The organism is Pedobacter ginsengisoli (assembly GCF_030244015.1).
In the GTDB taxonomy this organism is placed as follows: domain Bacteria; phylum Bacteroidota; class Bacteroidia; order Sphingobacteriales; family Sphingobacteriaceae; genus Pedobacter; species Pedobacter ginsengisoli.
In genome coordinates this window covers 1135664-1154360 of record NZ_JASSYX010000002.1, presented here as the reverse complement: position 1 = coordinate 1154360, position 18697 = coordinate 1135664, and the positions used below count along the sequence as shown (strand labels likewise).

General features: G+C 43.4%; 17 protein-coding genes. 11 read left to right on the top strand and 6 right to left on the bottom strand.

What is annotated here, in order from left to right; all coding sequences use genetic code 11:
• Positions 1-26 precede the first annotated feature (26 nt).
• Together QEP08_RS12020 and QEP08_RS12015 are read left to right on the top strand one after the other, a co-directional pair.
• Positions 27-908 (top strand): lysophospholipid acyltransferase family protein, encoded by an 882-nt coding sequence (locus QEP08_RS12020; RefSeq protein ID WP_285058302.1) that lies wholly within the window; start codon positions 27-29, stop codon positions 906-908.
• Positions 905-1927, top strand: coding sequence for a glycosyltransferase family 2 protein (locus tag QEP08_RS12015; protein WP_285058301.1), 1023 nt, complete (start codon positions 905-907; stop codon positions 1925-1927). Before QEP08_RS12020 ends, QEP08_RS12015 begins: the two co-directional genes overlap by 4 nt.
• Here the strand turns inward: QEP08_RS12015 and aroQ are convergent.
• On the bottom strand, positions 1924-2343 hold the full coding sequence (aroQ, locus tag QEP08_RS12010; RefSeq protein ID WP_285058299.1) for a type II 3-dehydroquinate dehydratase: 420 nt from the start codon (positions 2341-2343) through the stop codon (positions 1924-1926). The two genes, QEP08_RS12015 and aroQ, sit on opposite strands and share 4 nt — an antisense overlap.
• 42 nt (positions 2344-2385) lie before the next feature.
• Here aroQ and xerD point away from each other — a divergent pair, with 42 nt between their 5' ends.
• Entirely contained in the window at positions 2386-3285 is a 900-nt protein-coding gene (xerD, locus tag QEP08_RS12005; protein ID WP_285058298.1) for a site-specific tyrosine recombinase XerD, read from the top strand.
• Positions 3286-3304: 19 nt separating this feature from the next.
• Here xerD and prmC read toward each other — a convergent pair whose 3' ends face one another.
• Complete coding sequence (gene prmC, locus QEP08_RS12000) at positions 3305-4165, bottom strand: peptide chain release factor N(5)-glutamine methyltransferase (protein ID WP_285058296.1); 861 nt, start codon at positions 4163-4165, stop codon at positions 3305-3307.
• Between the two features lie 48 nt (positions 4166-4213).
• On the opposite strand from prmC, the gene ribD reads away from it, so the two are divergent.
• From ribD to QEP08_RS11980, 4 genes are all read left to right on the top strand, one after another.
• The gene (ribD, locus tag QEP08_RS11995) at positions 4214-5266 is read left to right on the top strand and encodes a bifunctional diaminohydroxyphosphoribosylaminopyrimidine deaminase/5-amino-6-(5-phosphoribosylamino)uracil reductase RibD (RefSeq protein WP_431844608.1); all 1053 of its coding nucleotides are present in this window, start codon (positions 4214-4216) and stop codon (positions 5264-5266) included.
• Positions 5263-6126 carry a DMT family transporter gene (locus tag QEP08_RS11990; RefSeq protein WP_285058292.1) on the top strand — a complete coding sequence of 288 codons (864 nt, stop codon included), beginning with the start codon at positions 5263-5265 and terminating at the stop codon, positions 6124-6126. Before ribD ends, QEP08_RS11990 begins: the two co-directional genes overlap by 4 nt.
• Positions 6116-6730, top strand: a complete 615-nt coding sequence (locus QEP08_RS11985) for an IMPACT family protein (protein WP_285058290.1) — start codon at positions 6116-6118, stop codon at positions 6728-6730. Before QEP08_RS11990 ends, QEP08_RS11985 begins: the two co-directional genes overlap by 11 nt.
• A 192-nt stretch (positions 6731-6922) precedes the next feature.
• Positions 6923-7243, top strand: coding sequence for a hypothetical protein (locus QEP08_RS11980; RefSeq protein ID WP_285058288.1), 321 nt, complete (start codon positions 6923-6925; stop codon positions 7241-7243).
• Positions 7244-7667: 424 nt separating this feature from the next.
• On the opposite strand, the gene QEP08_RS11975 is transcribed toward QEP08_RS11980, so the two are convergent.
• Entirely contained in the window at positions 7668-9962 is a 2295-nt protein-coding gene (locus QEP08_RS11975; RefSeq protein WP_285058287.1) for a GH92 family glycosyl hydrolase, read from the bottom strand.
• A gap of 727 nt (positions 9963-10689) precedes the next feature.
• On the opposite strand from QEP08_RS11975, the gene mnmA reads away from it, so the two are divergent.
• The gene (mnmA, locus tag QEP08_RS11970; RefSeq protein WP_285058286.1) at positions 10690-11781 is read left to right on the top strand and encodes a tRNA 2-thiouridine(34) synthase MnmA; all 1092 of its coding nucleotides are present in this window, start codon (positions 10690-10692) and stop codon (positions 11779-11781) included.
• A gap of 124 nt (positions 11782-11905) precedes the next feature.
• Here the strand turns inward: mnmA and QEP08_RS11965 are convergent, their stop codons facing one another.
• The 3 genes from QEP08_RS11965 to QEP08_RS11955 all read right to left on the bottom strand — a co-directional run bounded on the left by QEP08_RS11965 (position 11906) and on the right by QEP08_RS11955 (position 14454).
• Positions 11906-12940 (bottom strand): bifunctional metallophosphatase/5'-nucleotidase, encoded by a 1035-nt coding sequence (locus QEP08_RS11965; protein WP_285058285.1) that lies wholly within the window; start codon positions 12938-12940, stop codon positions 11906-11908.
• A complete protein-coding gene (locus tag QEP08_RS11960) occupies positions 12918-13700 on the bottom strand; it encodes a 5'-nucleotidase C-terminal domain-containing protein (protein ID WP_285058284.1) in 783 nt (260 codons plus the stop codon). Before QEP08_RS11960 ends, QEP08_RS11965 begins: the two co-directional genes overlap by 23 nt.
• Positions 13701-13932: 232 nt before the next feature.
• Positions 13933-14454, bottom strand: a complete 522-nt coding sequence (locus QEP08_RS11955) for a glutathione peroxidase (protein ID WP_285058282.1) — start codon at positions 14452-14454, stop codon at positions 13933-13935.
• Positions 14455-14806: 352 nt separating this feature from the next.
• Here QEP08_RS11955 and QEP08_RS11950 point away from each other — a divergent pair, with 352 nt between their 5' ends.
• The 3 genes from QEP08_RS11950 (at position 14807) to QEP08_RS11940 (ending at position 18650) form a co-directional block, all read left to right on the top strand.
• Positions 14807-15475, top strand: a complete 669-nt coding sequence (locus tag QEP08_RS11950; RefSeq protein WP_285058281.1) for a DUF6266 family protein — start codon at positions 14807-14809, stop codon at positions 15473-15475.
• Between the two features lie 162 nt (positions 15476-15637).
• Positions 15638-18244, top strand: a complete 2607-nt coding sequence (topA, locus tag QEP08_RS11945; RefSeq protein WP_285058280.1) for a type I DNA topoisomerase — start codon at positions 15638-15640, stop codon at positions 18242-18244.
• A gap of 1 nt (position 18245) precedes the next feature.
• Positions 18246-18650, top strand: coding sequence for a hypothetical protein (locus QEP08_RS11940; RefSeq protein ID WP_285058279.1), 405 nt, complete (start codon positions 18246-18248; stop codon positions 18648-18650).
• Positions 18651-18697: the final 47 nt, after the last annotated feature.

Sequence of the window (18697 nt, the reverse complement as noted above, 5' to 3'; positions counted from 1 at the left end):
GTTTGCATTCTCAATCCGCCAAAATAATGATAAAAAAAAGCTTTTCTTATATAGGAATATCTTTTTTAAACTTTTTATCACTGCTTCCCCTCTCCGCGTTGTACCAGTTTGCAACTTTTGGATACCTCATACTATACCGGATATTTGGTTACCGCAAAAAAGTAGTCCGGGAAAACCTGCGCAATTCCTTTCCGGACAAATCACCGCAGGAACTCATAAAACTGGAAAAAACTTTCTTTAAATACCTGGCGAATCTGATCTTTGAGATCATAAAACTCCGCTCCATTACAGACAAAGAACTTGAAAAAAGGGTGAAGTTTAACAATCTGCACTTAATTACAGATTACTTCGACCGCGGGGAAAGCATTTTAGCCTGTACAGGACACTACGGAAACTGGGAATTAGGAATGATGGCCCTTGGGCTTAAAATACCAGCCAAAGCCTATGTCATTTATAAACCATTAAGCAACACTGCATTCGATGATTGGTTTTATAAAACCCGTACCAAATCAGGCAATGTATTCATACCCATGCGCCAAACCCTGAGAGCGGTTGCAAGCACAAGAAATCAGACTACTATGTTTTGTTTTGCCGGGGACCAAACCCCTGTAAAAGACGAGGCCCATCATTGGATAGATTTCCTGAATCAGCCTACCCCTGTTTTACTGGGTGTTGAAAAAATTGCCATACAGACCAACAGACCGGTTATCTATTTCAATATGCAGCTGATCAAAAAAGGGTATTATGAAGTGGATTGTTACCTTGTTTCAGAAAAACCGGCTGAAACCAAAGAATATGAGATCACCAGGGCGACTTTTGAGCGCCTGGAGAAAATAATTATCGATAATCCACCTTACTGGCTGTGGAGCCACAAGCGATGGAAACACAAACCCCGGAACTTAGAATGACAGAACCAAGTGTAGCAGTAGTAATTTTAAACTGGAACGGACAAGCATTGCTTGAAAAATTCCTGCCCGGGGTTATAGAATCACAATACAACAATCTGCAACTGATTGTTGGAGACAACGCCTCTACAGACAATTCTGTGGAGTTTGTGAAGACCAACTACCCTCAAATCCGGCTGATCATAAACGACCACAACTACGGCTTTGCAGAAGGATACCGGAAAATACTGGAACAGGTCGAGGCTGATTACTACATACTGCTCAATTCAGACGTCGAAGTTCCTCCAAACTGGATCCAGCCGGTCATTGACCTGATGCAAAGCGACCCGACCATAGCAGTGGCCCAGCCAAAGATCAAATGGCAGAAAAAGAAAACAGAATTTGAATATGCAGGCGCAGCAGGCGGTTTCCTGGACCTGCATGGTTATCCATTCTGCAGGGGAAGGCTTTTTGACACCGTAGAATCAGACCATGGACAATATAATGATACCGTGGAGATCTTCTGGGCCAGCGGCGCGGCCCTGTTCATAAAAAGCAAACAATGGAAAGAGGTTGGCGGTCTGGATCCCGATTTCTTTGCCCATATGGAGGAAATCGACCTTTGCTGGCGATTGAAGAATCTGGGATATAAAATAATTTACTGCCCGGATGCCGAAGTTTACCACGTCGGCGGAGGCACTTTAGATGCCAACAACCCCTACAAAACCTATCTGAACTTTAGAAACAACCTCATTATTCTGCAGAAGAACCTGCCCCTGAGCGACGCCTATTTCAGGATCTTTATCCGCATGAGCATAGACTTTATAGCATGGCTGCACTTCCTTTTGCAGGGAAAGACAGACTTTGCATTTGCAGTCAATAAGGCACATTTTCATTTTCTAAAGACGCTGACCGCCAATGCAAAGAAAAGGACCAGCAAACAGATCAGCTTTCAAAAACACACAGGTCAATATCCATCCAGCATCGTTTATGATTATTTCATTAGAAAAATCAGATTTTTTAGTCAGTTGAAAAGAAACTAGCCTTTCAGCAGACTTTCAATGGCAAGCCTGTATCCGTCCATACCAAAACCGGTTAACACACCTTTACAGTTCTTTCCGGTAAGGGATACATGCCTGTATTCTTCCCGGGCATAGATATTTGATATATGTACCTCTACAACAGGAGTTTTAATGGCTGCAATTGCATCGGCTATTGCCACAGAGGTATGCGTATATCCACCCGCATTGATCACGATCCCGTCATAACTGAATCCAACTTCATGCAATTTATTGATGAGCTCGCCTTCTACATTACTTTGAAAATAATCGATCTCCAGGATGCTGTAGATGTCACGCAACTGCTTAATGTACTCATCAAAACCAGTATTTCCATAAATACCGGGTTCACGCACACCTAAAAGGTTTAGATTTGGGCCGTTAATAATTTGTATCTTCATCAATTCAAACTTAAAGCTAAAAACTTACAGTAGAAAATTTTTGTGATCAATAACCCTTATTTAAAATCTTACAGAGCTTACCTGCGACTGGAACGGTCCCTTGCAGACAATTCCATTGACGCCTATCTAAGTGATATTGATAAGCTTTGGCAGTTCTTCGATCTGAAAAATCAACAAACTAATATAAAGGACATTAACATAAATGATTTAAAGCTTTTCATCTCCTGGATCAATGAATTGGGAATGCAGGCAGCCTCCCAGGCACGGATCATATCCGGACTCAAATCTTTCTTTGAATTCCTTGTGCTGGAGCAGCTCATCGACATCAACCCCACCGACCTTCTGGAGATGCCGAGACTTTCCAGAAAATTGCCTGATACTTTAAACATACACGAGATCAACGACTTAATAGGAGCAATTGATGCTTCCAAACGCAACGGAATGAGAGACAAGGCAATATTAGAAACACTCTACGGTTGTGGACTGCGCGTCACAGAACTCATTACCCTCAGGATATCAAATGTGCATGCCGAAAATGAATTCATCAAGGTTACCGGTAAAGGGGATAAAGAACGGCTTATACCCATAGGAAATACTGCACTTAAATTCATACAGATTTATCTCAACGAGGTCAGAGTCCATATTCCCGTCAAGAGTGGCTATGAAGATTATATCTTTCTCAATCCAGGCGGCACAGGCTTGTCCAGAATATCTGTGTTCAAACTCATCAAAACCCTGGCCCTTAAAGCAGGAATCAAAAAAAGCATCAGTCCCCATACATTCAGGCACTCTTTTGCCACCCATCTCATAGAGGGCGGTGCCGATCTTAGAGCAGTGCAGGAAATGCTGGGCCATTCGAGCATCATTACCACCGAAATCTATACCCATACCGACAGGGACTATCTAAGATCAGTCGTTACACAATACCATCCCAGGAGCTAACCAAGACAACAGATTCAAACTATTCCCGGGCCTTTAATCTGCATTTGATCATCCTGTCCTTTCCCTGCATATCCCTTCTTAACTCTATGTTAAAAAACGATTTGTCTTTCAGCATTTGTACTGTCTCTTTACCAAGATGTTCATTGATCTCGAAAAACAAAAAGCCATCAGGTTTCAAATTCAATAATGCAAAATCCGCTATTGCCTTATAGAAAACAAGCGGATCTTCATTAGAAACAAACAATGCCAGATGAGGCTCATGAGCCAGTACATTTTCATGCATCTCCCGCTTTTCATTCATTGTAATGTACGGCGGATTACTTACAATAACATCAAATGTTTCCCTACCCGAATATTCACGAATATCAGCCTCTATAAAATTTATAACTACCTCATTAATAATGGCATTATCTGACGCCATAGAGAGACTATCTTTAGATACATCCAGCGCAAAAACTCCCGCTGTATCCAAATGTTTTTTGAGCACAACCGCAATACAACCGCTTCCCGTGCCCACATCAAGAATTTGAAGGCCAGACATGGCTTCAGCAGCAACACTTTCAAGCACCCATTCCACCAGTTCCTCAGTTTCCGGCCTTGGGATCAGCACCGCAGGATTTACCTTAAAAGACAAGCCGTAAAATAGGGTTTCCCCGAGCACATATTGCACAGGCTTTCCGGTTTTTAGTTCCGCCAGAATACCGTTGTATAACACTAAATCAGGCTCAGGAACACTTTCCGAAGACTTTAGCGACAGTTTGCCCCTGTCAAAACGAGATACCTGCCTGGCCACAACAGCAAAGACGGCAACCGCCTCTTCATGGTCATACAAACCACTCAATTCTCTTGTAAAATGTTGCGATAGCTGCTTAAAATTCATGCCCCGCAAAAGTAATTAAATCAAACAATATACCTTACTTTTGTGATGATGACAGACGAAATATACATGCAACGCTGCCTTGAACTGGCCAAACTGGGAATAGCAAATGTAAGCCCCAATCCCATGGTTGGCTGTGTTATAGTCAACAACGATCAAATCATCGGCGAAGGTTATCACGCCAGGTTTGGTGAAGCCCATGCCGAAGTTAACGCCATAAATGCAGTGCTCCGAAACCATGGCGACCGGGCAGCCGAGCTGCTTGCAGGTGCAACAGCCTATGTGAGCCTTGAACCCTGCGCTCACTATGGCAAGACCCCACCCTGTGCAGATCTGCTGGTCAGACACAAACTGAAAAAGGTTGTTATCGGCAATACCGATCCCTTTGAAGATGTAAACGGAAAAGGCATAGAGAAACTTAAAAACGCAGGAATAGAAGTCGTAACCGGCGTACTACAGGAAGAATGCAGTTTTCTGAACAGACGTTTCCTGACCAGGATCAACCATCAGCGTCCTTACATTATCCTCAAATGGGCCACCACTGCCAATGGCTATTTTGCACCGAAGATCACCGGCCAGAAATGGATTAGCGGGCCGCTGGCCAAGAAACTGGTACACAAATGGCGCACAGAAGAAGATGCCATCCTGATCGGAAAGCAAACCGCCATTGCCGACGACCCGCTGCTCAACAGCCGGGAATGGACCGGTAAAAACCCAACCCGCATGCTGATCGACCGCAAACTGCAGGTCCCATTAAGCAGCCACATCTACAACGAAGACGCAAAAACAGTGGTTTTCAATGAAATAAAGACCAAGGTCGTCGATAACATCCATTTTATCCAAATGGAAGATATGCAATACTACCTCCCTCAAAAGATTGCTTTTCAACTGTACCTCATGGACATACAGTCCGTGATCATAGAAGGCGGTGCAAACCTGCTGAACCAATTCCTTAGCGCTAATCTTTGGGATGAAGCACGCGTATTTACCTCCGCCAGCTCCTGGCAGGACGGCATTGCCGCTCCCCAGATCAATGGTGCTATAAAAGACAATTACCTGATCGGCAAGGACAAACTGAGTGTCTATCAAAATACCAGCAAATGATATACCTGATCATCAGCATTTGTTGCAGCGTTACTGTAGCAGTTTTATTGAAACTTGCAAAAAGGTACAAGATCAGCATTCCGCAGGCCGTCACCTGGAACTACTTATTTGCAATCAGTCTCAGTTTTGTATTCTTCAGACCCGCTATTGGTCACTTCACTGCCGGAACACCACCTAAGATCCACCTCGCATTAGGTGTCCTTTTGCCAGTCATCTTCTGGTTCCTGGCTGCATCAGTCAAAAACATCGGGATAGTCAAAACAGATATAGCACAGCGCTTATCCTTATTTATCCCCATACTGGCCGCTTATTTTCTATTTAAAGAAGATTTCACCACATTAAAACTCTGCGGGCTGGCCATTGGTTTTATCGCCATATTTTTTACCCTTTATAAAAAGACAAAAAGCAGCCAGGCTGTCAACTGGATCTATCCCGTCATTGTATTTATCGGTTTCGGACTCATAGATACACTCTTCAAACAAGTCGCCCAGATCAAAACCATCCCCTATACCAGTTCGCTGGTACTCATATTTGCCCTTTCCTTTATCATATCACTTGCTTTCATCGCTTATCAGTCACTCATTAAAAAACAAAAACTCGAACTCATCAACTTCATTTGCGGCTGTATCCTTGGTTTTTTCAATTTCTTCAATATCCTTTTCTATCTGAAAGCACACCGCGCCATGGCCGACAACCCTTCAACCGTATTTGCCGCAATGAATATTGGCGTGATCATTCTTGGCACCCTCGTTGGCATATTCATCTTCAGGGAGAAACTCAATAAGCTCAACTACTGGGGATTGTCTCTTGCACTTGTAGCTATTCTTTTGATTACCCTATCTCAGAAATATGCTGTTTGATGATACCTACAAAACCATAGCAAGCCATTCTGAAGGAACTTACAGAGACAAAGGAAGCAAGTTCATTGCCTTTGCCTTTCCCATCAAATCAGATGAGGACGTAAAAGATATCCTGCAAAAATTAAGATCAGAACACCCCAAAGCGCGACATTTTTGCTGGGCATTGCGTCTCAGTCCAGATAGAAGCATCTTTAGGATCCAGGATGACGGCGAACCCTCCGGAACCGCGGGAAGACCAATTTTGAACACCATACTTTCCGCTGATCTCACCAACTTGCTAATCGTTGTCGTCCGGTATTTTGGCGGCACATTACTTGGTGTTCCTGGTTTAATCAATGCTTATAAAACTGCTGCCGCAGAAGCAATTAAAGAATCAAATATTGTAGAGAAAACAGTAAACGACATCTATGAAATACGCTTTGACTATATGGCTATGAACGATGTCATGAAACTGGTGAAAGACGAGCAACTCAACATACTTGACCAGAATTTTGACAACACCTGTACGATGCAGCTAGAGATCAGAAAAAGCAGCCTCAATGCTATTCTTGGCAAAATAGAAAAGTTAGAGCGCATTGATATAAAGTACCTCTTTACCAGCTAAGAATTTATACCATCCGGATCGGCACAGATAAGTTTGATCTTTACCAATCTTTAGGAGAAATCAGTGCCCGACGCAGACCCGCCGTCAAAAAAACTTCAATAAAATTGACGATTTTAATGCAAACAAAATCATCCCTGACGATGTTCAACAATTAGTCAGAAAATGAATTTCAGACATTAAATTGAATTAACCATGTTCAGGCATATAAAAGATAACATCACTACATCCATAGTAAGCTCCCTTCTGAGCAAATACGAAACAGAAGAACTAAACTCCGGAAAAAGGTTGATTTCAGTGATCGCCGGCGTTTATATGCTGCAGAAAGGCATTAGAGCCCTTCGCAAGCATACCTTCAGGGGCATAGAAGAAATCGCCCTCGGCAGCATCCTGCTCTACAGCGCAGCCAGCGGACTCAATAAAAAGATCATCAAAAAACCTTCTTATCCCTCCGATATCCGCAAAAACCAGATCCAGGGCAACGATCCCCGTGCTGATGTACCAGCATTTGTTTAGCCGCAAAAATGGAATCTGGAACAAAAAGTAAAGGTAAAATTAAGTGATCTTTTTTCGGACTGGACCTTGCGCCCTGAAGAAGGGCACAAATCCTATGTCCTCTCAAAGACACTGAATTTTATGGAAAGCAGGGAGCATAGCAGGCCGTGATGATATTGAACAGTTAAAGAAACATTTTCATGCATTTCATAAAATAGCTACCTTAAATCATGAAATCAATATATAGCAGCATAAAATAAATAGAGATATCATTAACATAAAAAGGCCAGCGTAAAACGCTGGCCTTTTTATCTCTCAATCTTCGCCTCATACATTCACACCATACTTTCCCCAAAATTCAGTGTCTTTGAGAGGACATTGGGATTGCGTTCTTTTTCAGAACGTGAATCCCCGAGTCCGAAAAAAGATCACTTAATTTTTACTATTACTTAATTTTACCATTACTAGCCTTGGGTGACATTGTAAACGTAATCTTCCCACCATTCACAATATCCGAATGCTTAATCGTCAAACCCTTATGCTCCTTACCGTTCAACAATACCTTAGACACATACACATTCTTATCACTCTGGTTCAGCGCTTCGACAGTAAACGTCTTACCATTTTCCAATGAAAGCACTGCCGACTTCACAGCAGGACTACCCAGAGAATACTCATCAGAGCCTGGCGCTACCGGATAAAAGCCCAGAGAAGAAAACATATACCAGGCACTCATCTGACCACAATCATCGTTGCCACCCAAACCATCAGGCGTAGGCTTATACTGCATTTTCAGGATCATACGGATTCTGGATTGTGTTTTAGACGGCTGACCGATCCAGTTGTATAAATAAGCCACATGATGCGCCGGCTCATTGCCATGAACATAACCGCCGACAATCCCCTCCCGGGTAATGTCCTCAGTTTCAGCAAAAAACTCATCCGGTAAATGCATAGTAAACAGAGAATCCAGTCTCAGCCCAACCTTTTTCGCACCGCCCATTTTAGCAATCAGCGCATCAGGATCATGCGGAACAAAGAAACTATAGTTCCAGGTATTGCCCTCGATAAAGCCCTGATCATGCGTACTCAGCACATCAAATTTCGCCTTAAATGAACCGTCAGCCATCCTAGGTCTCATAAAACCGATAGACTTATCAAAATTATTGACCCAGTTACCAGACCTTTTGATAAACGTATCATAAACATCCTGTCTGCCCAATTTTTTGGCAAGCTGCGCAATACACCAGTCGTCGTAAGCATATTCCAGCGTATTCGACACCGAAGTGCCACTCTTCTCCGCAGAAATATATCCTTTATCAATATATTCACCAATACCCTCATAATCACGGTGATTAGCCGTCATGATACAAGCATCGAGCGCTTTGTTGGCGTCACCGGTATACACACCCTTGACAATCGCATCCGCTAGAACAGATACACTGTGATAACCACTCATGCACCAATTATCATTGGCATAATGCGACCAGATCGGCAGCATTTTCAATGCGCTTTGATCATAATGGGCCATCATAGACTTCACAATGTCATTGTTACGTGAAGGCTGCATGATGTTCAGGAAAGGATGTAACGCCCTGTAGGTGTCCCAAAGTGAAAAAGTAGTATAATTCACAAAACCATCAGCCTTATGCACACCCTGATCCAGACCTTTATACTCGCCATTTACATCCGCATAAGTCGTCGGGTTGATAAAAGTATGGTACATCGCAGTGTAAAAGTTGATCTTATCGTCCTCAGAAGCTTCTATTTTTATCTTCTTCAGCTCCTTTTCCCATTCAGACTGCGCTTGTTGCTTTACCTTGTCAAAATCCCATCCCTGCACTTCAGCCCGCATATTTTCCAAAGCATTATCCTGGCTAACAGGAGATAAAGCCATCTTTACTTTTATTTTTTCATTAGCCTCAGTATTGAAATCAAAGTACATTCTCACATTCTTTCCCGCAATTTCCGGGAAGTTCTTAGTCTGGTCAAATTTCCGCCAGAAACCCCGGTATGGCTGTGGACCATCGAAGTTTTTCTGACCATATCCTTTGAAAGCTTTAGAAAACGACATCGCGAAATAGACTGTCCGCGTGCGTGCCCAGCCATTGGTCTGTCTGTAGCCTGTGATCAGTGTATCGTTGACCACGCGGACATAAGTCCACACATTCTTACCATCATAGTTATAAATGCCTGACATCAGATCCAGGATAATATGCGATTGGTCAGATTTCGGGAAAGTATACTGGTGCAGCCCTACCCTTTTTGTAGCAGTCAGCTCAGCCAGAATGTTGTCGTCATCTAACTTCACTTTATAATAACCGGCCTCAACAACCTCACTGGCATGTGAAAACGAAGAACGGAAACCTGATTTAGGATTGGCCGCAATACCCGGGTTCATTTGTAATGGCCCCTGGGTCGGCATCACCAGAAAATCACCCAGGTCAGAATGCCCCGTACCGCTAAAGTGCGTGTGGCTGAAACCAACAATGGTTTTATCCTCATATTTATACCCCGCACAATAGTTATAAACCGTACCGGTATATTTACCATCCACCGAATACGGTATGGTATCTGTTTCCGGGCTCAGCTGAACCGCCCCAAAAGGCACCGTAGCACCCGGAAAAGTATGCCCCATCTTTTCTGTACCGATGATCGGCTTCACATATTTAACCAATCCCTGCTGGGCCACAGAAAGCACCGGAGCAAGCAGCAAACCATAAAATAAAACTCTCTTCATATAAAATAAGTAAAATCAGTTCCTTCAAAATACCTGGAAAAAGCTCCTCAAAATAATAATTAAGGTTCCTTAATACCAGATTAAATAAATACAAGATCAAACCAGGTTCCGTAAGTCCAACAGTATGCCTTCGCAGCAAAGCACGTCCTTATAAACGAAACATGACAAGCATCGCCTAAGGTAAAAAAATTCTTTACAAAATCATTGTTTACAGCTTTGCTAATACGTTTTCCTACATCCTTTCTTAAAGTTAAAGCGATTGCGCTTGCAGGATACTTATTATATTGCATGATACTTGTTATATTGAATGTGTGATAGTTATGATATCGAATGCAAGGCGCTTATTTTACCGAAAATCTGGTGATCTTTTCGAAGGCTGGGACACAGCTGCGCAATGCCCCTAGCCACCCTGCTTTCCGCAAATCCAGTATCTTCTTTAAGAAACCAGTTTTAATTTCCTTACGCATAAACAATAGCTCCTCTTTGTATAGCCCCCATACTTTCCCCAAAATTCAGTGTCTTTGAGAGGACATTGGGATTGCGTTCTTTTTCAGAACGTGAATCCCCGAGTCCGAAAAAAGATCACTTAATTTTACCTATCACTGAATTTTACTCTTTAATTGACAACTAATTGACCACTAACTACTCGTCAATTGCCTAAAAACCCCTACTTTTGCACCTTATATCTTAATCACCGGGCTTTGAACCCGCGGCAGTATTAAATAACATGAGTAAAAAAGGCAGAATATTAGTCGCCATGAGCGGCGGGGTCGACAGTTCAGTAGCAGCAGTAATGCTTCACGAACAAGGATACGAAGTAATCGGACTGACTATGAAGACCTGGGACTACGCCACATCCGGCAGCAGCAGCAAAGAAACCGGGTGCTGCAGTCTGGACAGCATCAACGATGCACGTACCCTGGCAGTAAACTACGGCTTTCCCCATTACATATTAGACATCAGAGACGAGTTCGGAGACTTCGTGATCGACAATTTCGTAGACGAATACCTGTCAGGTCGCACACCAAACCCATGCGTACTCTGCAATACCCACATCAAATGGGAAGCCCTGTTGAAGCGCGCCAACAAACTCGACTGCGAATTTATCGCAACCGGTCACTATGCCAACATCCGGCAGCAAGACAGTGGCCGCTACGTCATTTCCAAAGGAAAAGACGAAAACAAAGACCAATCCTACGTATTGTGGGGAGTTTCACAGGAAAACCTTGCACGCACGCAATTTCCATTAGGCTCGTTCGCCAAGTCCGAGATCAGGCAAATGGCGCTGGACATGGGACAAGAAGAACTGGCCAAAAAAAGCGAAAGCTATGAAATCTGCTTTGTACCGGACAACGACTACCGCGCCTTCTTAAAACATAAAGTAGAAGACCTGGAAGAACGTGTAGCAGGCGGTAACTTCATTAACAAAGATGGAATGGTCATCGGCCAGCACAAAGGCTATCCATTTTATACCATAGGACAAAGAAAAGGACTAGGCGTAGCTTTCGGTGAACCCATGTTTGTAACCCAGATCCTGCCGGAAAGCAATACCGTAGTACTTGGCCGTGCCGACGAACTGGAAAGAAAAGAAGCATTGGTCAGAAACCTCAACCTGGTCAAATACGAAAGCATCCATGAACCGATGGACAACGTGATCACCAAGATCAGGTATAAAGATGCCGGTATGCTGAGTACCATCGTACAGGAAAAAGACAAGATGCGTGTGGTATTCGACCACAATGTTTCTGCGATAGCGCCAGGACAATCCGCAGTATTCTACGAAGGTAATGACCTGCTGGGCGGTGGTTTTTTAGTGTAACCTCCCTGACCACATTTTGTACGCCTGTTCGTCTCAAACATCATGAGCGATATCTTGTTGAGAGGCGATCAAGGTATCCCCGCTCCCTGGATTACAGCGAGTGGCCTGCAAAAGCCCTGTCCAATTATACCTGATTCGAAATCAAATAAGGCGAGCCTGTATTAACATGCTTGCCTTTATAACGTTCAAAATAATAGTCGACCCTGCCCAGATTTATCCCCGCAAAACCAACCTGGTTGATCGTAGTAACCAGACCATCCAGATTCATAACATCCTCAGGCACATCCATAAAAGTATGCGTATGTCCACCGATAATTAAATCAATATTACGGGTCTGCGCAGCCAGAACCTTATCCGAAACCTTATCATTCTTATAGCTATATCCCAGATGCGACAAACAGATCACCAGATTGCATTTCAACTCCTCCTTCAACAATAAAGCCATCTCATTGGCCTTCGAAACCGGGTCAATGTAGACCGTATCGCCATAATTCTTATCATCAACGATGCCTTTCAGTTCTATTCCAACACCAAATACCCCGATCTTTAATCCTCCTTTGTGAAACACTTTAAACGGAACAGTAGACTTGCTCAGCACCGTATTGGAAAAATCATAATTGCTGCAGATCACCGGAAACTTTGCATGCGGAAGCTGCTTATGGAATCCCTCCAGGCCATTATCAAAATCATGATTGCCCATAGTTGCACCATCATAAGCCATTAAGGTCATCAGTTTCATCTCGATCTCGCCACCGTACAAATTAAAATAAGGCGTACCCTGAAAAATATCCCCCGCATCAAGCAACAGTACATTGGCCTCATCAGCCCTGATCTTACCGATCAAAGCAGCCCTGCGAGCAGTACCACCCAGGCCCTGGTACTTAGAACCGTCCATTGCAAAAGGCTCAATCCTGCTGTGCACATCGTTGGTATGCAAAATACACAGTTTAACCACCTCCCCGTTTACCAATGCCTGCTGATCTGCCCCCAGCCTGTTTAAAGCATCTTTTTCTCCTGCATTTAAGGTGTTTCTCTTTCTGTGGTCTGCTGAAAAAGCCCCAAGCGCATCAAAAGAACTCAGCGAAAGTGCCGCAGAACCAGCCAGCAAACCACTCTTCGTAATAAATCCCCTGCGTTTAATCCTTTGTAATTCTTCCATCTGATTTTGAACATATAACCTTACCGGCAGTCCCGGCTTCTTTTACAAAATTCAGCAGCGCATCCCTTACCTTCAGGTCAAGCATTTTCTTATCTACCGGATTTTCAAAGCCTTGTGTATTGTCACCTCCACCAGAAATATAATCAGTAGTCAGCACCCTGTAGTTTTTCAAAACATCAAACCGCTCTCCGTTTATCCACACATCAACAGGCTTTTTATTGCTGATCTTCATCTTCAGCTGCGCCACCGGCTGACCGTTGCTTGCTGCTATAAAATCCAGCAAACGCTGTACATCACTGCCTTTCAGGGTAAATACAATCAGCTGATTTTCAAAGGGCATCAATTCAAATATGTTAGAAACGGTAATATCGCCTTTAGGCAGATCAACCCGCAACCCGCCTTTTGTAGAAGGCATTGCAAAATCAATAGCAGGATCGATCTTCAGGGCTTGCTGTATCACCGCATCCGCAAAGAAATTGCTTAGTAGACTTTCGGGCAAGGTATCGCTGCTTTTTTTGGACATCAGTATGGCTGATTGACCAATTACCCGGTTCATCTCAGCATCCATTTTTGCCTTGTATGGCAAATAAGTTTTGATAATCGCACTGTCGGCAGCAATTTCCTTATTGATGGAATAATCCGTCCGGCCCGATTTAACCAGTTTATAACCAGAGCTGCATGCACATAGTAATGAAACCGCCAGGAGCAGATAACTCAGTTGTTTAAACCATCTCCTGGGATTATAAAATTGCACGGGCATAGTTATGAATAATCGATTAAAGCAGTTTTAAAAAGACCTGATGCACAAAAATACGATAAAGCATAAAAACATAAGATTAAAAAAAAGAGACGTCCTGAATTAGGAATTCTCTTTTTCGCAGCTTTGGAAAACTTGTCTCAAAAATACCGCTTAGGCAAGTAGTGCTGAACACCATCTTAAAAACATTGCTTTAGCAAAGCAGTCTTAAGCATCTTTTTCTTTGTGGCAAACCCTATTTTGCGGCCAGTGTTTTAGTGATATCTGCGCTCAGCGGAGTAGTTTTAGACTTAAACCGGTGTACCAGCTGTCCCTTTTCATTGATCAGGAATTTCTCAAAATTCCAGCTGATGTCACCTGTGAAATCAGGGTTTTCAGCAGTGGTCAGGTATTTAAATAAAGGACTGATGTCTTCACCTTTTACACTTGTCTTTTCAGACAATAGAAAAGTAACATTGTATTTGCCAGTGCAAAATTCTTTGATCTCGCTATTGGTCGCCAGTTCCTGTCCGCCAAAATTACCCGCCGGGAAACCGATCAATACCACATCTTTGCCATATTGCTTGTGCAGTTGCTCCAATTCCGTATACTGAGGAGTAAAACCGCATTTGGAAGCCGTATTTACAATCAGGATCTTTTTGCCTTTGAATTTAGAAAGTTTGATCTCTTTACCATCAATGGTTTTGAATGAGAAATCATAAACGCTTTTGGCCGGCGGTGTAAAGAACAGGCTCAGTAAAATTAATAGTGTGTTCATAATGTAGTTTTTGAAGGGGTTATTATCTTAGTTAAAAATAAAGAATAAGTACAAGAACAAGTACGAAGTTAAGTACAAAAAAGTTGACTCCATGTCATATTAAAATATATCCCCAACTTGTTACGCGACAGGTGTGCGTTCTTATTTTAGTCTGGTTCTGTTCTGGTCATCATCTGGTCACGGACTGGTCATCATCTGGTTAAAGCAGTTTAGAAATAGTTTATGATGAATTTATTCATAGCTTTAAATAGCCGAACATGATATACTTAATTCAGTAACATATGTTATATTTGGGATCAGGAACAGTCAGCTAAAAAGCTGTTCTTCTAACTAACTTATAAATTCTGAAAAAATGAGCAGATTAAAATCAGGCCTATATGGGCCTCTTGTTGGCAAATTGGGAAATGTCATCCACTACGTATGGCGTGGCATGAATGTCAGCCGAATGGTATCCCATAAAACAAATATTCCGGCCACCATCCCACAACTGGCTTCACGCAAAAAGTTTACTATGGCGCAAAAATTTGTTGCACCGATTGGAGACTTTATCAGCTACAGCTTTCATCCTGCTACAAAAGGCAAAACAAAATTTCCACAGAATGAAGCCAGCTCCCTTTTCAGGAAGCATGCCATCATGGGCGAATACCCCGACTATTACACCGACTACAGTAAAGTGATCATGAGCAAAGGCGATTTACCCGCACCAGTCAATGCAGGGGTATCGAGATCGGGCGATCTGCTGATCTTTACCTGGGAGACCAACCCCAACTGGAATTACAAGCTTAAAAGCGATCAGGTCATGTTAATGGCTTACCTCCCCGACACGATGAATGCCTTTTTCAATGTTGGGGGCGCCAGAAGAACAGCAGGGACAGATGTACTTGAATTTCACCCGCAACCGGGGACTCAGGATTGGATAAAACGGGATACAGTTGTCGAAACTTATCTTGCTTTTATCAGTAATGACAGACAGCAGGTTTCTGACAGTGTATATACCGGCCAGATTATTTTACATCCCTGATTTTTGGTACGCTACTATCCGCTTAAATACTTTAGCTTACTGAAATACAGACGGTTTATGCCTTTCTACCGCGAAGGTCCTGCAAACGCTTTTGGCATAAATTTTCGATTGTATTTTGAATTTAGCCTTTATTATAGCTTTATTTGCAGAAAAACGTTCTGAATGGCGAAGAATTTATTAATAGTTGAGTCACCTGCAAAAGCTAAAACCATAGAGGGGTATTTGGGTAAGGATTTTCTTGTTAAATCCAGTTACGGCCACATTCGTGACCTGGTGAAGGGAGATATGGGAATTGATATTACCAATGATTTTGCTCAGACTTACGAAGTTCCATCAGATAAAAAACAAGTAGTAGCAGAACTCAGGAAATTAGCGAAAGAAGCGGAAATGGTATGGTTAGCGTCCGATGAGGACCGCGAGGGAGAAGCCATTTCATGGCACTTATTTGAAACTTTGGGCCTCAAAGAAGCTAAAACCAAACGTATTGTTTTTCATGAGATCACCAAGCCTGCTATATTAAAGGCAATTGAAACACCCCGTACTATAGATTATAACCTGGTGCATGCACAGCAGGCACGCCGTGTACTGGACAGACTGGTAGGTTTTGAACTTTCTCCTGTGCTTTGGAAAAAAGTAAAACCGTCACTGTCCGCCGGACGGGTACAGTCTGTGGCTGTCCGCCTGATCGTGGACAGAGAAAGAGAGGTCAATAAATTTAACAGTACCGCTGCTTTTAAAATATCAGCGATATTCTCGACAGGTAAAGGCAGGGAAACTGTTAAAGCTGAATTGCCGCAACGGTTTGAAAAAGAAGCTGATGCAGAGCAATTCGTAAATGATTGTATCAACGCAAGCTTTTCTGTTTCTTCTTTAGAGACCAAACCTGCCAAGCGCAATCCGGCTGCGCCGTTCACCACTTCTACCCTGCAGCAAGAGGCGTCACGTAAACTGGGCTATTCGGTTTCCCGGACCATGCAGATCGCGCAGCGTTTGTATGAGAGCGGACGGATCACTTATATGAGAACGGACTCAGTTAATTTGTCTGAAACTGCTTTGCAGGGTGCTGCTGCAGAGATCAGGTCCGCTTATGGCGATAAATACCATCAATTGAGGGTTTATAAAACGAAGTCTGCAGGTGCACAGGAGGCTCACGAGGCCATCCGCCCTACCTATTTCAACCACCACACCGTACCGGGTGACAGTTCCGAACAGCGTCTGTATGATCTGATCTGGAAACGTGCCATTGCATCGCAAATGAGCGAAGCTTTGTTTGAAAAGACTACGGCCCAGATCGGGATCAGTACGCGCAAAGAAAACCTGGTCGCTGAAGGTGAAGTGCTGAAGTTTGACGGTTTCCTGAAGGTTTACCTCGAGTCTTATGACGAGGACGAGGCTGAAGATTCAGAAAACAACAACATGCTGCCTCCTTTGGCGCGCGGACAGGAACTTTTGCTCAATGAGCTGAGTGCTACTGAGCGTTTCTCAAGGCCGCCTGCAAGATATACTGAAGCTTCACTGGTAAAAAAACTGGAGGAACTGGGCATCGGCAGGCCTTCTACTTACGCTCCTACCATTTCTACCATACAGAACCGCGGCTATGTGGTCAAAGAAGACCGTGATGGCCGTTCAAGGTCTTTCAATACCATCGTACTAAGTGGCGGTCAGATCAAAAAACAGGTTAAAACAGAGATTACCGGTGCGGAAAAGGCAAAGCTTTTCCCTACGGATATAGGTGAAGTGGTCAACGATTTCCTGGTTGAGCATTTTAAAGGTATTATCGATTTCAACTTTACCGCAAAAGTGGAGAAGGAATTTGATGAGATTGCCCAGGGGCTGCAGGAATGGACCAAAATGCTCCACTCCTTCTACAAGCCTTTTCATATTGAAGTCGAAACCACGCTGGAAACGGCTGACAGGGCCAATGGAGAACGCCTTTTGGGTACTGACCCGGCGACAGGCAAGAATGTATATGTAAAGATAGGCAAGTTTGGCCCGCTGGTTCAAATTGGCAATAACGATGATGAAGAGAAGCCACGCTATGCGAGCCTGGCCAAATCTCAGTCTGTTGCTACCGTGACGCTTGAAGAGGCGCTGGAACAGTTTAAATTGCCCTTTTCTCTGGAGGATTACCAGGGCAAGGAAGTTTCTGTGGGTGTAGGCCGTTTTGGTCCGTATGTGAAATGGGGTGATGCTTACATTTCTGTCCCTAAAAATGAAGATCCTTTATCTATCGATCAGGCCCGTGCGGTAGAGATCATTGGCGAAAAGGTCATTGCAGACGCTCCTGTGGCACATTATGAGGGTTTACCGGTGACTAAGGGTACGGGCAGATTTGGTCCATTTATCAAATGGAATGATTTGTTTATCAATGTGCCCAAGGCGTATAATTTTGACAATTTGAAGGAACAGGATATTGAGGAACTGATCCTGAAAAAGCTGGACAAGGAAGCCAACAGATTCATTCAGCAATGGCCTGCAGATAAAATAGCTATCGAGAATGGCAGGTGGGGACCTTTTATCCGTTTTGGCAAAGAAATGCTGAAACTGAGAAAGAATCCGGCGACCAACGATAAATATACGCCTGAGGAACTGGCAGCAATTTCTTTGGATACGGTAAAAGCACTGATCGTGGAGCAGGTACCAAATGCTTTTGAACCAAAGAAAAAGAAGGTGGCTGCGAAAAGTGGGGCTGCTTCTGGTAAGGCAACGGGTGCTAAGACTGCTGTGAAAAAGAAAGCTCCCGCAAAGAAAGCGGCAGTGAAGAGATAGAATGAAAAAAGACATTCCTGAAAATATAGTGGAAGATGTGGCCATATCAGTGGTACTGATGAGCGAGACGCCAGAAGTCATGAACTGGACAGTCTACCTGGTTAACATGAAGAACGAAAAACTCGAAAATGTACTGATCAGTTCTAAAGGCTATGGCGAAAAGGATGGCAGGATGGTGAAAACATCTGTTTTACGCCATTCTTTGGGTGATATCGGGCCTAAATCTTTTGCGGGAGTAGAAGCTATTGATCCGCAGGTTTTCGGGCTGACGAATGAATACTGGCTCAGCTATTACATTAACGGTGTCATTTATGATAAGAAATTTATTTTTCTGCCTGAGAGTATTGTTGATGAAAACCTGATTCGCATTCCGCTTGTGGACAGACCTGGTGTAATGATAAAGTAATCCTATCCCCTAACGGGGCTTAGAAAACTACAGTCAGGCATGCTGAT

What these genes read in the sequence shown, in the direction of transcription:
- QEP08_RS12015 (WP_285058301.1), top strand. Translation starts at nt 905, where the DNA reads ATGACAGAACCAAGTGTAGCAGTAGTAATTTTAAACTGGAACGGACAA.
- QEP08_RS11940 (WP_285058279.1), top strand. Translation starts at nt 18,246, where the DNA reads ATGAAAAAAGACATTCCTGAAAATATAGTGGAAGATGTGGCCATATCA.
- QEP08_RS11960 (WP_285058284.1), bottom strand. Translation starts at nt 13,700, where the DNA reads ATGCCCGTGCAATTTTATAATCCCAGGAGATGGTTTAAACAACTGAGT.
- QEP08_RS11980 (WP_285058288.1), top strand. Translation starts at nt 6,923, where the DNA reads ATGTTCAGGCATATAAAAGATAACATCACTACATCCATAGTAAGCTCC.
- mnmA (WP_285058286.1), top strand. Translation starts at nt 10,690, where the DNA reads ATGAGTAAAAAAGGCAGAATATTAGTCGCCATGAGCGGCGGGGTCGAC.
- aroQ (WP_285058299.1), bottom strand. Translation starts at nt 2,343, where the DNA reads ATGAAGATACAAATTATTAACGGCCCAAATCTAAACCTTTTAGGTGTG.
- QEP08_RS11965 (WP_285058285.1), bottom strand. Translation starts at nt 12,940, where the DNA reads ATGGAAGAATTACAAAGGATTAAACGCAGGGGATTTATTACGAAGAGT.
- QEP08_RS11990 (WP_285058292.1), top strand. Translation starts at nt 5,263, where the DNA reads ATGATATACCTGATCATCAGCATTTGTTGCAGCGTTACTGTAGCAGTT.
- topA (WP_285058280.1), top strand. Translation starts at nt 15,638, where the DNA reads ATGGCGAAGAATTTATTAATAGTTGAGTCACCTGCAAAAGCTAAAACC.
- QEP08_RS11975 (WP_285058287.1), bottom strand. Translation starts at nt 9,962, where the DNA reads ATGAAGAGAGTTTTATTTTATGGTTTGCTGCTTGCTCCGGTGCTTTCT.
- QEP08_RS11955 (WP_285058282.1), bottom strand. Translation starts at nt 14,454, where the DNA reads ATGAACACACTATTAATTTTACTGAGCCTGTTCTTTACACCGCCGGCC.
- QEP08_RS12020 (WP_285058302.1), top strand. Translation starts at nt 27, where the DNA reads ATGATAAAAAAAAGCTTTTCTTATATAGGAATATCTTTTTTAAACTTT.
- QEP08_RS11950 (WP_285058281.1), top strand. Translation starts at nt 14,807, where the DNA reads ATGAGCAGATTAAAATCAGGCCTATATGGGCCTCTTGTTGGCAAATTG.
- QEP08_RS11985 (WP_285058290.1), top strand. Translation starts at nt 6,116, where the DNA reads ATGCTGTTTGATGATACCTACAAAACCATAGCAAGCCATTCTGAAGGA.
- prmC (WP_285058296.1), bottom strand. Translation starts at nt 4,165, where the DNA reads ATGAATTTTAAGCAGCTATCGCAACATTTTACAAGAGAATTGAGTGGT.
- ribD (WP_431844608.1), top strand. Translation starts at nt 4,214, where the DNA reads ATGACAGACGAAATATACATGCAACGCTGCCTTGAACTGGCCAAACTG.